This window comes from Sphingomonas cynarae, from assembly GCF_039537815.1.
Taxonomy (GTDB): domain Bacteria; phylum Pseudomonadota; class Alphaproteobacteria; order Sphingomonadales; family Sphingomonadaceae; genus Sphingomonas; species Sphingomonas cynarae.
The window spans coordinates 45,428-59,578 of sequence record NZ_BAABBF010000001.1 but is presented as its reverse complement, the minus strand read 5'-3'; the positions used below and the strand labels follow the sequence as shown (position 1 = coordinate 59,578).

Annotated in this window: 15 protein-coding genes and 1 tRNA gene; 6 read left to right on the top strand and 10 right to left on the bottom strand. The window is 65.2% G+C overall.

The window, feature by feature from the left end; genetic code table 11:
- Window positions 1–72: 72 nt before the first annotated feature.
- Entirely contained in the window at window positions 73–1,881 is a 1,809-nt protein-coding gene (locus ABD719_RS00260; RefSeq protein ID WP_344691140.1) for a glycoside hydrolase family 15 protein, read from the bottom strand.
- Window positions 1,882–2,005: 124 nt separating this feature from the next.
- On the opposite strand from ABD719_RS00260, the gene ABD719_RS00255 reads away from it, so the two are divergent.
- Entirely contained in the window at window positions 2,006–3,139 is a 1,134-nt protein-coding gene (locus tag ABD719_RS00255; RefSeq protein WP_344691138.1) for a Gfo/Idh/MocA family protein, read from the top strand.
- A gap of 105 nt (window positions 3,140–3,244) precedes the next feature.
- Window positions 3,245–3,511, top strand: coding sequence for a hypothetical protein (locus tag ABD719_RS00250; RefSeq protein WP_344691137.1), 267 nt, complete (start codon window positions 3,245–3,247; stop codon window positions 3,509–3,511).
- A gap of 15 nt (window positions 3,512–3,526) precedes the next feature.
- Here the strand turns inward: ABD719_RS00250 and ABD719_RS00245 are convergent, their stop codons facing one another.
- The 8 genes from ABD719_RS00245 to ABD719_RS00210 form a co-directional block, all read right to left on the bottom strand.
- The gene (locus ABD719_RS00245; protein WP_344691135.1) at window positions 3,527–3,823 is read right to left on the bottom strand and encodes a hypothetical protein; all 297 of its coding nucleotides are present in this window, start codon (window positions 3,821–3,823) and stop codon (window positions 3,527–3,529) included.
- A 22-nt stretch (window positions 3,824–3,845) separates the two neighbouring features.
- Window positions 3,846–4,301, bottom strand: coding sequence for a hypothetical protein (locus ABD719_RS00240; RefSeq protein WP_207105778.1), 456 nt, complete (start codon window positions 4,299–4,301; stop codon window positions 3,846–3,848).
- Window positions 4,302–4,333: 32 nt separating this feature from the next.
- Complete coding sequence (locus tag ABD719_RS00235; protein WP_344691133.1) at window positions 4,334–4,681, bottom strand: hypothetical protein; 348 nt, start codon at window positions 4,679–4,681, stop codon at window positions 4,334–4,336.
- 2 nt (window positions 4,682–4,683) lie between these two features.
- Complete coding sequence (locus ABD719_RS00230; protein WP_344691131.1) at window positions 4,684–5,205, bottom strand: helix-turn-helix domain-containing protein; 522 nt, start codon at window positions 5,203–5,205, stop codon at window positions 4,684–4,686.
- 15 nt (window positions 5,206–5,220) lie between these two features.
- Window positions 5,221–5,361 carry a hypothetical protein gene (locus ABD719_RS00225; protein ID WP_344691129.1) on the bottom strand — a complete coding sequence of 47 codons (141 nt, stop codon included), beginning with the start codon at window positions 5,359–5,361 and terminating at the stop codon, window positions 5,221–5,223.
- 299 nt (window positions 5,362–5,660) lie between these two features.
- Window positions 5,661–5,734, bottom strand: a tRNA-Gly gene (locus ABD719_RS00220).
- Window positions 5,735–5,865: 131 nt separating this feature from the next.
- The gene (locus tag ABD719_RS00215; protein ID WP_344691127.1) at window positions 5,866–6,984 is read right to left on the bottom strand and encodes a tyrosine-type recombinase/integrase; all 1,119 of its coding nucleotides are present in this window, start codon (window positions 6,982–6,984) and stop codon (window positions 5,866–5,868) included.
- A complete protein-coding gene (locus ABD719_RS00210; protein ID WP_344691125.1) occupies window positions 6,981–7,319 on the bottom strand; it encodes a hypothetical protein in 339 nt (112 codons plus the stop codon). The genes ABD719_RS00215 and ABD719_RS00210 overlap by 4 nt, the downstream gene beginning before the upstream one ends.
- 454 nt (window positions 7,320–7,773) lie before the next feature.
- Between ABD719_RS00210 and ABD719_RS00205 the strand changes: the two genes are divergently transcribed.
- Window positions 7,774–8,643, top strand: coding sequence for a CE1 family esterase (locus tag ABD719_RS00205; protein ID WP_344691123.1), 870 nt, complete (start codon window positions 7,774–7,776; stop codon window positions 8,641–8,643).
- A 188-nt stretch (window positions 8,644–8,831) separates the two neighbouring features.
- Here ABD719_RS00205 and ABD719_RS00200 read toward each other — a convergent pair whose 3' ends face one another.
- Window positions 8,832–9,578: a Crp/Fnr family transcriptional regulator gene (locus tag ABD719_RS00200; protein WP_344691121.1), complete on the bottom strand. Its 747-nt coding sequence runs from the start codon at window positions 9,576–9,578 to the stop codon at window positions 8,832–8,834.
- Between the two features lie 111 nt (window positions 9,579–9,689).
- On the opposite strand from ABD719_RS00200, the gene ABD719_RS00195 reads away from it, so the two are divergent.
- From ABD719_RS00195 to ABD719_RS00185, 3 genes are all read left to right on the top strand, one after another.
- On the top strand, window positions 9,690–10,799 hold the full coding sequence (locus ABD719_RS00195) for an alpha/beta hydrolase (RefSeq protein ID WP_344691119.1): 1,110 nt from the start codon (window positions 9,690–9,692) through the stop codon (window positions 10,797–10,799).
- A gap of 55 nt (window positions 10,800–10,854) precedes the next feature.
- Entirely contained in the window at window positions 10,855–11,937 is a 1,083-nt protein-coding gene (locus tag ABD719_RS00190; protein ID WP_344691117.1) for a catalase family protein, read from the top strand.
- Between the two features lie 172 nt (window positions 11,938–12,109).
- A complete protein-coding gene (locus tag ABD719_RS00185) occupies window positions 12,110–14,140 on the top strand; it encodes an alpha/beta fold hydrolase (protein ID WP_344691115.1) in 2,031 nt (676 codons plus the stop codon).
- Window positions 14,141–14,151 lie beyond the last annotated feature (11 nt).

Sequence of the window (14,151 nt, the reverse complement as noted above, 5' to 3'; positions counted from 1 at the left end):
CCCGTCTCTGGCCCCGTCTTCGTTACGACGGTGTAGGCAGGACCGGCGCGATCGTACACCCATGCTGTCCCATCACAATGCCCGCCCGGCCAGCGTCGCGATCGCCTGGATGATCGCGAGATGGGTAAGCCCCTGCGGGGTGTTGCCGAGAAAGGCGTGCGTCTTTGGATCGATCATCTCGGCATAGGTGCCGACGCCGTGGCCATCCAGCGTCGCCATCGCCGCCTCGAACATCGCGGTGGCGCGCTCCTGCTGGCCGAGCAGCGCGCGCGCCTCCGCCACCCAGAAGGTGCAGGCGATGAAGCAGCCCTCCTCCTTGTCCGCGCCGGTATAGCGGTAATGGAAGGCGCCTGCGCCCAGTTCGCGGTCGATCGCGTCGAGCGTGCGCGACAGCCGGTCCTGCCCGTCGAAGCGGAACCGCACCGCCAGCGCGACGCTGGCGTCGAGGCGGTCGGTATCGGGATGCATCAGATAGGCGCCGCGCTTTTCCGACCAGCAATGCTCGCCGATCCACGCCGCGATCCGGTCGCGCTCGCGCATCCAGCGTTCGCGGCAGGTGGAGGGCATCTGCCCGGCATCGACCAGTTCGATCGCGCGCTGCAACGCCTGCCAGCAGCTGATCTTGGACATGGTGTAATGCTGCGGGTCCTCCAGCTCCCAGATGCCGGCATCCTTCAGCCGCCAGCGATCGGCACATTCGTCCGCCAGATGCGACAGCGTTTCCGCGCTGACCGAATCGAGGACGTTGCCGCACGCGACGAAGCGGCCCGCGGTCTCGAAGATGTCGCCATAGATGCCGTGCTGATGCTGGTCGCCGGCCAGATTGCCCATCACCACCGGCCGCGATCCGCGCCAGCCGGGCACGTCGACCTCGGTCGGCGGCGGCACGTGGCGGCCGTCGAGCGTATAGCAGACCTGCGGCTGGCCATCGCCCAGCCGCTTCAACAGCCAGGTGAAGGCCGACTTCGCCTCCCCCCACGCGCCGATCCGCAGGAACGCCTTGATCGAATAGCCCGCGTCGCGAATCCAGGCGTAGCGATAGTCCCAGTTCTTCGGGCCGCCGATCTTTTCGGGCAGCGAGCTGGTGGCGGCGGCGGCGATCGCGCCGGTGGGCGAATAGAGCAGCAGTTTCAGCGCCAGCGCGCTGCGCACCAGTTCGTCGCGATACGCGCCGTCATGATGCAGCCGGGCCGACCAGTCGCGCCATTCGCGGTCGGACAGGTCGATGCGTTCGTCGATCTCCGCGATCGGGGGGACGATCAGCGGTTCGTCCTCCCCCGCCACGATCGCCAGCGTCGCGCGCTCCCCCGCCGCCACGGTGACGGTGGCGGCGATTTCGGTGTCGTCCATCCGGTCGACGCGGACATTGTCGCTGCGCAGGAACAGCCCCAGGACATGGCCGACATGGAACAGGTCGTGATGGCCGGCGCGCGACATGTACGGGTTGACGGTGTCCGCCTGACGGCTGAATCGCAGCGTGACGAGGAAGGTGACGCTGCCCTCCACCCCCTCCACCCGGCGGGCCAGTTCGGCCCAAGGCAGGCGGCCGGCGGTGCCGCTGTTGAGCGATTCGACCAGCGTCGCGGTGCCGCCTTCGGTGACGAAGCGGGTTTCCAGCACGTTGCTGTCCGGCCGGTAGCGACGCTCGACATGGAACGGCGCATCGGGGGTGATGGCGAACCGGCCGCCCTCGTCCGCGCCCAGCAGCCGGTCGAACAGCGGCGGTGAATCCATGTTGGGCACGCACCACCAGTCGATCGACCCGTCCGATCCGCAGAGCGCGATGCCGCGCCCGTCGCCGAGCGCGCCGTAATCCTCGATCGGCAGATAGCCGGCGGCGTCGCGGCGGGGAGGGCAGTGCTGTCGGGGGGAAGTGGTCACGCAGGCTCCGGCGATGAAGGGTGCGGGATGAACGCCGGCGCGGCCCCGACGGCTCCGGCGGCAGGGAGAGAAAGCGGAGGCAGGACGTTAGGGCACAAACCCCCGACATTGCAGGAGTACAGGCATGAGCATCGCATCGGCATTCGGATTCGGCGGCAAGAAGGTGCGTTACGCCGTCGTCGGCCTCGGCGACATCGCGCAGGCCTCGATGCTGCCCGGCATCAAGCACACCGGCAATTCCGAACTGGTCGCGCTCGTCACCGGCGATCCGGAAAAGGCACGCAAGGTCGCCGACCAGTACGGCGTCGAAGATACCTACAGCTACGAGCAGTTCGGCGCGATGCTGGCGTCGGGCAAGGTCGATGCGATCTACCTCGCCACCCCCAACTGGCGCCACGCCGAATTCGCGGTCCCGGCGCTGGAGGCGGGCATCCACGTGCTGTGCGAGAAGCCGCTGGAAGTGTCGGTCGCGCAGGGCGAGGCGATCCGGGCGGCGGCGCAGGCCTCGTCCGCGAAACTGATGACCGCGTACCGGCTGCATTTCGAACCCGGCACGCTGGATGCGATCGGAAAGATCCGCGACGGCCAGCTGGGCGATCTGGTCGCCTTCACCTCGTGCTTCGGGCAGATGGTCGATCCCGACAACCACCGCACCGAGAACGGGATCGAGGCGGGGCCGCTGTTCGACATGGGGCCGTATCCGATCAACGCGATCCGTTACCTGTTCGGGGCGGAACCGGTAGAGGTCGTGTCGGCGGTGGGGGTACGGCGTTCGCCGGCGCAGGCCGCGAATTTCGACGATACGCTGGCCGTCACGCTGCGGATGCCGGGCAACCGGCTGGCGCAGTTCACCGTCTCGTACGCGATGAACAACGTCAACAGCCTCATCATCGCGGGCACCGAAGGGTCGATCCAGATGAGCCCGGCCTACGGCTTCGGCGATCCGATCGAGCAGAACGTGACGATCGGCGAGAAGAAGAGCCATGAAAGCTTCAAGGCGACCGACCAGTTCGGCGGCGAGATGAAGTATTTCTCCGCATGCATCCTGGAGGATCGCGAGCCCGAGCCGGACGCCGAGGAAGGGCTGGCCGACCTGCGCGTGATCGAGGGGATCGTGCGCGCGCTGGAGACGGGCGAGCCGCAGACGCTGCCCCCCTTCACCCGCACCCGCCGGATCGATCCCAAGGAACAGGTGCAGACGCTGCGCTACGTGTCGCCGCCCGCCAACGAGGTCAACGCCGCCAGCCCGACCGGCTGAACGGGATTGCCGGGAGCCATCCGACGTCCGGATCGCTCCCGGCAACCCGGCCCCGCAACCCGGCCAGGGCATTGAGAACATAGGCAGAACTCCTATCTTGGGAGCATGCCGATCCATGCTCCCGATAGCCGTTCCGTCTCCTCCCGCGGCGAGGCATGTCCGCGCCGGTCGCTCGCCGCGACGATCGCGGCGGGCGCCAGCAGCCGGGCGGCGCTGTCGCGGATGATCGGCCGTCCCGACGGCTATCTGTCCCGCTTCATCAACGACGGCGTACCCCGCGCGCTGCGACCCGACGAGCATCACCGGCTCGCCTCGTTCTTCGGGGTCAGCGACCGGGCGCTCGGCATCCGCGACCTGTGGTCGGCGCGCTGACCGCGCGGTCGCGGATCAGGCGTCGGCCTGCAGATACCGCTGCATGCCGCGATAGCCGGTGTCGCTGAGCATCACATAGGAATCGGAATCGTCGTCGGCCCACCATGGCATGACCAGCCCCGCCTTGCGCAGCGCGCTGATCCAGCGAAGGCCGATGTCGTTGGTAACGCCGGCGGCGACGGCCGCCTCCAGCGACGTCACGCGGCGGCCGTGTTCGGTCTCGATGAACACCCATAGCAGGATGTCCCATGCCGGATCGGTCAGCAGTTCCGCCGGGACGAAATCCCGGCGGCGCTGTCGATCGTCGTACATCCGGCGGGCCCGGCATCTCATGCTATCTGGCATCGAATGAAGTCCAAGGTCGATCGACACCGTAGCGGACCAGCCGCCGGCGATGGCGCATCGTCGCCACCAGCAGCGTCAGCAGCATGGGATAGGCCCACAGCTTGAGCAGCAGGGCATAGGCCCAGCCGCCCATCGTGAGATCCAGCAGCTTGCCCAGGTGGACGATCAGGGAGGCCAGTTGCAGCGATGCCACCGCCATCGGCCAGTATCGGTTGGCGTTCAGCGCGATCACGGTCAGCCCCGCGAACAGCAGGACATCGACCGCGAGCACCCCGAATTCCGCCCCCGCGAACCGCCGCGACAGCGGGGCGTAGGCGATCATCGTCGCGAAGGCGGCGGCGAACATCGCGATGGCGACGAACCGTTCGGGCTTGCCCCCGCGCCACGCGGCATAGCCGGAGACGCCCAGCTGGAGCAGCGCGAACAGGATCACGTTGGTCGTCATGTCGGCACCGTCATGCCCGCCGCCGCCATGCGTCAAGCCGCCTCGCGGTCCACCGCGGTCAGGTGCGCGGCGGGAAGCGGGGGCTTGGGCGACATGTCGCCATAGCTGGTTTCCGGCATCCGCAGATATTCGCGGGTGCGATCCAGCCCGGCATGGGCCTCCACGATCCGGCGGCGCGCCTCGAACAGCGCGGTCATCGCGGCGCCCAGACTTTCGAACACGTCCTGGCCGACCATCGCGGGCAGTTTGGCGGCGGTCCGCCCGTTCGCCATGGCGGTCGCCATGGCGCCGGCCTGCGCCAGTGCCTCGTCGATCGCCTGCTCGGTGGCCAGCAGCGGCGCTGCGATCGTGCGGGCGATGGCTTGTCGTCTATGCTGCATGTCTACATTCCCCGTGACGCTCCCGGCGGGGAGGACGCCACACCAGCGGATCGCGAATGACCATATTCGCCGGTCATCCGCATGATGACCTCGGCCCCCACGACGACGAGCACGACGGCGTAGACCAAGGCGACGGCACCGCCGGCGATGATCGCCAGACGGAGCCAGCGTGATAGCGCGACCTGCCTGCCGACCGGTGCGACGTCATCGTGCTGACCGGCATGATCTATGACCGGCCCGGGGCTGGTGGCCACTGGCGGGGATTGACCGGTCAATCCCTGGGGAGGGCCCTGGGGAGGGCCCGGGGGAGACGCGCCCCCGGCGTCGCCGAGCAGGCGGGCCGCCTCCATCCGGTTGGCGGCGGCCAGTTTCCTGACCGCGTTCGACAGGTGCGTATCGACGGTATGGGACGAGATGCCGAGGATTTCCGCGATCTGCTTGGAGGTGCGCAGTTCGCCGACCAGCCGCAGACACGCCACCTGCTGGGGTGAGAGCGTCGCGATCAGCGCCGGATCGGCGGCCATGACGGGACCTTCACGTTACGCATCCTGACGATCGGTGCGGAGATGCATGATGGTGGCCGACAGCATCGCGCCGACGGCATATTCCTCGATCGCATCCGCCAGGGCAAGCGCCTCCAGAAGCTTGGCTTCCAGATGCCGTCGTCGTTCGTCGTCCATTACCCACGCTGTCCTGCCATACCCACGGAACCGCCGCCTTACAGCGACTCGGCGACGGACGGGAGATGCCGCGATATCATCGGGCGGTATCGTCACAAGATCGGGGATTACCGTTTCGACGATCCGGTGCCCGGCGGGGGACCTATCGCCGGTCCGCCGAGGCATGTCTGCCGATGCCGCGCCCGGATACCCATGGACAGGGTACGGTCAGGGGTGACCGGGCACTGCCACGATCCGCGATCCTGTTCGCGGCGCCACGGGATCGGGGGAACGGCTGTCTGTTATAGAGCCGGTTGTTATGGAGCGGGTGAAGGGAATCGAACCCTCGTCGTAAGCTTGGGAAGCTTCTGCTCTACCATTGAGCTACACCCGCATTTCAACGACTTAGCGTCGAAAAGGCCCTCTGCGCCGCACTGGTTTACAATTCCGGTTTACAGTGGCGAGGCAGCCAATGCCACGAGCCCCGGTCCGCCGTCAACATGCATGGCCCGCATCTTGTGGCATTCACCGCGGCGTCAGGCCGCGGGCGATGCGCTTGCCGAGCGCGATCTGGCGGGCGGTGTCATCAACGTAGATGCGACGGATCCGCGTTACCTCCTCGACAGACCATCCCATGATACTGGCGATCTCGGCATCGGCAAGGTCGGTCTCGGTCATGAGATAGGTGGCGAAGGTGCCGCGGACATCGTGAAGGTGCTTGCGTCGCTGCCGCGGTGGGCCGCCTTCTTCGTCGACGTCGATGTGAACGATGCCGGCGAGCTTGGCGATGCGTGCGACCTCCTTGCTCAGCGTATCAAGGTGCCAAGGTCTGCCTCGTGGGTTGACGAGAACCGTATCGACACCTGACACACGTGAACGAACTTTGAGCAACTCAAGCACGGCGTCCAATCGAGCGATCCGCGGAACCGTCGCGAAGTGGCGCCTGCCTCGACTGCTCTTCATCGCCTTCTTGACTATGGCGAACTCACCTACTGATGCCCAGGTGACTCGCGCAAGATCTTCCCGACGCAACCCGGTCACCGAACAGAATAGAACGGCCTCATAGACGGCACGGTCCTTTTCACCGGCGGCCTTTTCGAAAAAGTCCAAGTCATCCTTCGTCCAGATGATTTCGGCGCGCTGCCCATTGACGTATATCTTGGCGATCTTCTCTGCCACGTTGATCCTGAGATCGCCCCGCTGCACCCCGAATTTTAGCAACGCGCGCAGCACGGTGACACCATTGTCCGCCGCGCGCGGCGTCTTTTTACGATCCTCGCGCCAGTCCACTACCTTCGCGATCATTCGAGTATCATTGAACACAGCAAGTGGGACCTCGCCCCACTTTACTTCTATGGCGCGAATGCTTGACCCCCAGGTCTTCTGCGTGTTCGGTGTGAAGTTAGACCATTCCGAACTGTCGCGCCATTTGTCGATCAGCGTCTGGATCGTCGTGGGACGGGGCTTGCGCGCTGCATCCCGATCCCTCCTAGCGGACGCGATCCTTTCCAGCGCTTCCGTCGTCAACGATGGCTTTCGCCCATCCGCCGACATGACGACCGGCCCCCCGCGCCATGCATAGACGTACCAGCGGCTGATACCGCCGGCGAGGCGTTTCCTAACGAAGTGGACGCCCTCGATCACAGTCGGGCTTCCCATTCGCTGAAGATGTCGTTCGGGGTTGGCGGGACGGGTTCAAGCGATCCCCCAGCCGACAGACGGATTGTGCCGTCCGGCTGCACCTCGACATGCGCGACGGTGAATCCCGCCTTGCTCGCCGCGTCGAGAACGCGTCGAACCGCCGCAGCGCTGATCGGGCTCTTCTTGCGCAATACGCGCACGCCATTTTCCTTTCGAGAACCGGTGGTCTCGAAATTGGCCTCATCCTTACCCCTGCAGGGGCGGATCGAACGGGTGTTCTGATCCGAACGGCCCGCGATCGTCGCGAGGCATTCGAACCCCAACCCGATGGGGTTCATCTCCTCTATCGAGGAGAGCAGCGGTTGGACGAACGGTGTCGGACCAGGCCGGGTTTCGTCCACCTCCGCACGGCGCGCTGACGCCTGGTGTGCGGCGGGTTCTTTAGGATCCAACACGGGAGCGCACTCGCGAGCTGCCGCTGGCAGACCCCCGGCCTAGGTGACGACGTTGACCGAGGGCCTGCCAGCGGTATTTCGGAGAGCCTCGTCGCACCGAAGCGCGGCCTCAGCCGTGCTTCGCAAATCAGCCTGGCCCGGAATCGGCGGGGAGGGAAGAGCCCCCATCGCACTGATCTACATCAACTTGGTAACGCTATGCGTCAACCTGATGAAAGAGAGGACGACCCACATCCGGTCGTCACGACGGCGACGCCTGCCGCCCAACTTTGGACACTGATTCATCGGTGTTGTAATCGCTTCTGAGAGCAAAGGGCTGACTTCGGGGATTAGAAAAATGCTGCTTCTTCGTCTTCTGATGCCCCTCAGCCTCTGCTTCGTCGCTGGCGTCGCTCGTGCCGAGTGCAGTCTCGGTCGCATTGACGCTCTACCCGAACGGGCATTGGTTCACCTTCCCGCCGCGCATGTAGGTGAGTCCATGCCGCTTGTGATTCTGCTTCACGGCAGCACGGGCACCGGGGCAGAGATGCTGCGCGACAGCCATCTTGCTGACACGGCAGATCGGCATGGCTTTGTGGTCGTAGCGCCTGACGGCGGTATTGCAGCGGCTCGTGGCTTCGTTTGGAATATCCCCGGCGTCCCTACTGTCACGGGCACCATGCCGCCGAAGGACGCACGCGACGATGTGGCCTATCTGACAGGCCTAGCTGACCGGCTTGTCGCAACCGGCTGCGTCGACGGCAGGCGCGTTTACGTTACTGGTTTATCAGGCGGTGGACGGATGGCCTCCTGGCTCGGCTGCGTCGTCGCACGACGTTTCGCTGCGATCGCACCGGTGGTCGGGCTGCGCGCTGGACGCCCGCTCACGTCCGATCGAACGCAAGCCGATCCCGCAACATGTCGCCCCAAAGTGCCGCTGCCCCTTCTAGCCTTCGCCGGCGATGCTGACACTACTAACCCGATCACCGGGGGCGGCGCGCCCTACTGGCAATATGCGCAGGCCACAGCCCTGCAGCGCTGGGCAGTGTTGAACGGCTGCTCCGAACCCTATGCTCGCAACCTAAACGCGACGGTTTACGAGCAAGGCTATGCACGCTGCCCAGACGGCGCAACTGTTGCAACGCGTGTGACACGCGGTGGTCAGCACAGCTGGTCAGTCGTCGACAATGAGGTCATGTGGGCGTTCCTGTCACGCCATCGGCGCTAAGCCGAACTTCGGCAGCTCGGACCCACATCCGGACATTCGCGACGTATCTACCCTACCCCAATTTCGGCCATTCGTTCATTTTGATTGAGCGTCCAATCTTACCGGTCGGGGCAGGTCGGCGAAATTTGAGTGGTTTCAAGCTATATATACGGTCCCCCGGGGGGCGAACGTCATCAAATTCAATTTGATTAGAGGCTTAGTAGGCGTCGGTATTCCGCCTCAGCGAACCCGTAGGTGTCACCAGCTAGGCGCAGCAGCCGATCCCGGTCACGCACGATGACGCGCCCACGCACGGAGCGAACAGCCTCATCCTCTTCGAGCTTGTGGAGTGCGTCGGTCACGCTGCTGCGGCGGACGCCGAGCATGAGCCTGAACTCCTCGTGCGTCATGCAGATGTCGTCCTCGCGTACCCGGTCGTGATAGAGCAGGATCCATCGCGCCATCCGCCGCTCGATCGAATGCGCGAGCGACGAGACGATCGTCCTGGACATCTGGGTCATGACCACGTCGACGAAGCGGAGCAGGACGGTTCGGATCTCTGGACGTTCGACCAGTATCCTGTGCAATGCTGTGGCCGACAGCCTCATAGCCGTGCCGTGTTCGGCCCGCATCACCACGTCATGCGACCAGCGCTTGTTGCCAAGTAGCAACTGCCAACCAATGAACCCCTCGCTTCCGACCAGCGCGACCGCGTAGCGGCGGTCGCCCTCGAGTGAGTCGAGTATCGCAGCGATCCCGGTCAACGGGAAGCAGATGCTGTCTGCCGCATCGCCGGCGCGCGCGATCATGTCACCGTTGCGGAACGGCACCAGTTCCAGATGCGGCGCAAGGGCGGCGCGGTCAGCGTCATTCAAAAGACGTAGCAGCGCATTCGCCTCGCACGGCAACGCGTTGGAACTGGGGGTCACATCCACCTTCAAAGCCTGATCATCCATGCCGCCGTCCATACTTCCGAACCCCGCTGCTCAAACGCTTGGGTCTACTTTCGTACCGAAACGCTGAGGCTCGCCCAATGGTTGGGAAACAGACAGTTACAGGAGGGACCATTGCGCAAAACCGTTCTAACGCTGATCGCCGCGTCGACCGCGATCGCAGGCATTCCAGCTCTGGCCCAGTCACCTCGCTCGATTGCCGCTCCTCCTCCGCCGCCGCCGCCCGCGACATCCATGCAGCCCCCGAAAGCCGCACCCGACATGCAGTCAGTCTTGGACGCGCTCGCGTCGCTCGGCGGCAAGCCGATCGAAACGCTCACGCCTGCGGAAGCCCGCATGCAGCCCTCGGCCGCGGACGGAGCCAAGGCGGCGATGCGGAAGAAGGGAATGTCGACCGCGCCTGATTCGTCGGTGACGACGCGGGACCTGCCGTACGGCAGCGACCCCAAGCAATTCGCGCGCATCTACAAGCCGGCCGGCGCACCTGCGGGTGGCAAGCCGATGCCGGTCATCGTCTACTACCACGGCGGTGGTTGGGTCATTGCCGACGTCGACACCTACGATGCCGCACCGCGGGCCATGTCGAAGGCGCTGAACGCTATCGTCGTCTCGGTCGAGTACCGCCACTCACCCGAGTTCAAGTTTCCGGCGCAGCATGATGATGCGGCTGCTGCCTATCGCTGGACGCTGTATAATGCGGCGAGCTGGGGTGGCGACCCCGCACGGATCGCGACAGTCGGCGAGAGCGCCGGCGGCAACCTTGCGGTCGCGACCGCGATCTACGCGCGCGACAACGGCCTGACGGTGCCGCGCCACATCGTCTCGGTCTATCCGATCGCGAACAGCAGTATGACGCTGCCTTCGCGGCGGGATTCGGCGAACGCCAAGCCGCTGAACACTGCGATGCTGCCGTGGTTCGGCTACTACTATCAGACGAGCAAGGCGGATGCGCAGGATCCGCGCCTGAACCTGGTCGCCGCCAACCTGCGTGGTCTGCCGCCGACGACGATCATCAACGCGCAGATCGATCCGCTACGCTCGGATGGAGAGACGCTGGCGGCCGCGATGCGGGCGGCCGGTGACAAGGTCGAGCAGAAGACCTTCCCGGGCGTGACCCATGAGTTCTTCGGCATGGCCAAGGTCGTGAACGGCGCCAAGCAGGCGAATGATCTCGCAGTCGCACGGCTGAAGACGGCGTTCGAAGCGCCAGCAACCCGCCGCTGAGCGTGACGGCGGCGGCGTCGAGCCGCCGCCTCCTTGCCGGAGAGGACCAATGACCATGACCCAGACCCCCGTCCGCTATTCTCCCGACGTCGAGGATGTTAAACCCGACGAAGCCGAGACGATCACGAAGCTCAACGAGACGTTCGACAAGATCCTTGAGACGACAGCGGAGGACTATGGTCACGCTGTACGTTCGGTCCACGCCAAGGCGCACGGTTTCCTCGATGGGGTGCTAATTGTCCATGACGGGCTTTCCCCCGAGCTGGCCCAAGGCCTGTTTGCCACCCCGGGCGAGCACAAGGTCGTCATGCGCTTCTCGACCAACGCGGGCGACATCCTGCCGGATACCATCAGCCTGCCGCGTGGTCTGGCGCTGAAGGTGATGGACGTCGACGGTGAACGCCTGCCCGGTGCCGATGGACAGACGCAGGACTTCGTCATGGTCAACGGCTCGGTGTTCCAGAACAAGACCGCCGACCAGTTCCTGGGTAACCTCAAGCTCCTGGCAGGCACCACCGACAAGCTCGAGGGCACCAAGGAAGCGATGTCCAAGGTGTTGCGCGGTGTGAACACCGTGCTCAGCGCGGTCGGGATTGAAAGCCCGAAAGTGCAGACGCTCGGCGGGGCGCCCAACTCGGATCCGCTCGGTGAGACCTACTTCAGCGTCACGCCGTTCCGTTACGGCGACTACATCGCCAAATTCGCGATCTTCCCCGTGTCCAAGGACCTAACCGATCAGACCGACACCACGATCGACGCGACTGGCCGGCCGGACGCCTTGCGGGACGTGATCCGGTCGGAAACCCAGGTGCTTGAGATGGAGTGGGAGGTACGGGTGCAACTGTGTCGCGACCTCGAGGAGCAACCGGTCGAGGACCCGACCGTCGAGTGGAAGCAGGACGATGCGCCCTTCCAGACCGTGGCGACCATTCGGGCGGCCAAGCAGGACAGCCTGACCGAGGACAAGTTTCAGAAGATCAACGAGGAGATGCGCTTCTCGATCTGGACCGGTCTTGCCGCACATCAGCCGCTCGGCAACATCAATCGGGCACGCAACGGGACCTACCGCCACTCCGCCGACTTCCGCGCCCGCGTAAACGGTTGCCCCTATCACGAGCCTGTTGGCGGTCGCGCCTGAACGGCGAAGGTGGCGTTCGGTCCCTTGACGCTGACCGTGGACAGATCGGCTTGGAGGCGAATTGGGCACTTGGCCGTTCTGAAGGCCGTTGAACCGCTGGTTTCGCAGCGACGGTGAAATGGCAGGGTCGACGAAACGTCCGCAAAGGTTTGAACCGCCAGGAGGCTGACGAATGCCGATGATTACCGCCGGCGACCTCAACATGGAGGTGTCGATTCACGGCGCGGAGGAGGGACAGCCGGTGCTCCTCCTCCATGGCTGGCCGGATGACGCTTCGACGTGGGATCAGGTGGCGCCCACACTGGCCGCGGAAGGGTTCCGCGTCATCGTCCCGACGTTGCGTGGGTTCGGCGCCACGCGTTTTCTCAACGACGATACCTCGCGAACCGGCAACAGCGCGATGCTCGCGATCGATATGATCGCGCTGCTCGACACGCTCGGCATCGACCGCTTCATGGTCGCCGGGCACGATTGGGGATCGAACACCGCCGAGGCCTTGGCCGTCGGGTGGCCCGATCGGGTAGAGCGGATGGCCATGCTGTCGACCCCGCCCCGGCTCGGCGGCATGCCTACGCCGCCGTTCGAGCAGACCCAGCGGCAATGGTATCACTGGTTCATGGCAACCGCGCGCGGGGCGGAGGCGGTACGTGCGGACTGGCGCGGGTTCACCCATCTGCATTGGGTCAACTGGTCGCCACCGGGATGGTTCGACGAGGCGACGTTCGACCGTGTCGCCCGGTCGTTCGACAATTCCGACTGGGTCGACGTGACGCTCCACAGCTATCGCGCACGCTGGGGCGAAGCGGAACCCGATCCACGAAGCGCCTGGCTGGAGAACAAGGTCAAGGCGACCAAGACGTTGTCGCTGCCGACGCTCTACATCCACGGCGATGCCGACGGCGTGAACCCTCCCTCGACCGCGAAGGACGTGCGAGCGAAATTCGCCGGGCCGTTCGCGCGCATCACCATGACCGGGGTCGGCCACTTCCCGCAGCGGGAGAACCCGCAAGCGGTGGTGCGCCACCTCCTTACCCTCTTCGCCGGCAATCCCGCCGTGCTCACCGATGTCACCGATAGGAACCTGTCCATGAAGAAAGCCGCCCCCTATGCCGCCGGGATTGCCGCCATCGGCCTGGTCGCCGCTGCCGCAGCCGGCGTTGCCCATGCCCAGGGACGCAGCGCACAGCTGACGCAGGTGGCGCAGTTCGATCATCAGGCGACCGGCGTGGCGGTGACCGAGGATGGACGGCGCTTCGTCAACTTCCCCCGCTGGACCGACGACGCGCCTATCTCCGTCGCCGAAGTGATGAAGGACGGATCCTTACGCCCCTATCCCGACGCCAAGTGGAACAGCTGGCGCAACGCCCGCGCCAACGAACTGCCGGTCGGTGAATATTTCGTCTGCGTGCAGTCGATCGTGCCCGATGGTCACGGCAATCTCTGGGTGCTCGATCCCGGCGCGCCGGGGAACGAGAAGATCCTCGAAGGCGCGCCCAAGCTCGTCCGCATCGATCTGGCGTCGAACACGGTGACGAAGACGATCCTGGTTCCCGGCGACGTCGCGCTGCAGGGCACGTATCTCAATGACATCCGCTTCTCGCCCGACGGCAAGACCGGCTACATCACCGACAGCGGCACGCGCGGCGCGATCATCGTCGTCGACCTGGAAAGCGGCAAGAGCCACCGCGCGCTCGATGGGCACGCCTCGACGCAGATCGACAAGACGGTGAAGGTTACGCTCGACGGCAAGCCGTTGGTCCGCCCCGATGGCCGGCAGCCCGCCTTCGCCGCCGATGGCATCGCCATCTCCAAGGACGGCAAGACGCTCTTCTATCAGGCGCTGACCGGAAAAACGCTCTATTCGATCGACACCGCGAAGCTGCGATCAGACGTCAGCGAGGCCGATAGGGCGGCAGCGGTGAAGACGGTCGCGCAGACCCACGTCGCTGATGGTCTGTGGATGAGTAAGGCAGGCGTGCTCTACCTGACGTCACCGACCGACTATGCCATCAAGCGGCTGAACGGCGCGACCGTCGAGACCGTGCTGGCCGACCGCCGGCTGCGCTGGCCCGACACCTTCTCAGAGGGACGCGACGGAACGATGTACGTCACCGCCAGCCATATTCAGGACACCAACTGGTTCACGCCCGGCGCACCGCCGTCGATCAAGACGCAGCTGTTCTCCTTCGCTCCCGCCAAGTGATCGGACATCCC

Excerpts from the sequence above, each read along its gene's own strand:
- ABD719_RS00255 (WP_344691138.1), top strand. The coding sequence starts at position 2,006 with ATGAGCATCGCATCGGCATTCGGATTCGGCGGCAAGAAGGTGCGTTAC.
- ABD719_RS00250 (WP_344691137.1), top strand. The coding sequence starts at position 3,245 with ATGCCGATCCATGCTCCCGATAGCCGTTCCGTCTCCTCCCGCGGCGAG.
- ABD719_RS00245 (WP_344691135.1), bottom strand. The coding sequence starts at position 3,823 with ATGTACGACGATCGACAGCGCCGCCGGGATTTCGTCCCGGCGGAACTG.
- ABD719_RS00240 (WP_207105778.1), bottom strand. The coding sequence starts at position 4,301 with ATGACGACCAACGTGATCCTGTTCGCGCTGCTCCAGCTGGGCGTCTCC.
- ABD719_RS00235 (WP_344691133.1), bottom strand. The coding sequence starts at position 4,681 with ATGCAGCATAGACGACAAGCCATCGCCCGCACGATCGCAGCGCCGCTG.
- ABD719_RS00230 (WP_344691131.1), bottom strand. The coding sequence starts at position 5,205 with ATGGCCGCCGATCCGGCGCTGATCGCGACGCTCTCACCCCAGCAGGTG.
- ABD719_RS00225 (WP_344691129.1), bottom strand. The coding sequence starts at position 5,361 with ATGGACGACGAACGACGACGGCATCTGGAAGCCAAGCTTCTGGAGGCG.
- ABD719_RS00210 (WP_344691125.1), bottom strand. The coding sequence starts at position 7,319 with ATGAACCCCATCGGGTTGGGGTTCGAATGCCTCGCGACGATCGCGGGC.
- ABD719_RS00205 (WP_344691123.1), top strand. The coding sequence starts at position 7,774 with ATGCTGCTTCTTCGTCTTCTGATGCCCCTCAGCCTCTGCTTCGTCGCT.
- ABD719_RS00200 (WP_344691121.1), bottom strand. The coding sequence starts at position 9,578 with ATGGATGATCAGGCTTTGAAGGTGGATGTGACCCCCAGTTCCAACGCG.
- ABD719_RS00190 (WP_344691117.1), top strand. The coding sequence starts at position 10,855 with ATGACCCAGACCCCCGTCCGCTATTCTCCCGACGTCGAGGATGTTAAA.
- ABD719_RS00185 (WP_344691115.1), top strand. The coding sequence starts at position 12,110 with ATGCCGATGATTACCGCCGGCGACCTCAACATGGAGGTGTCGATTCAC.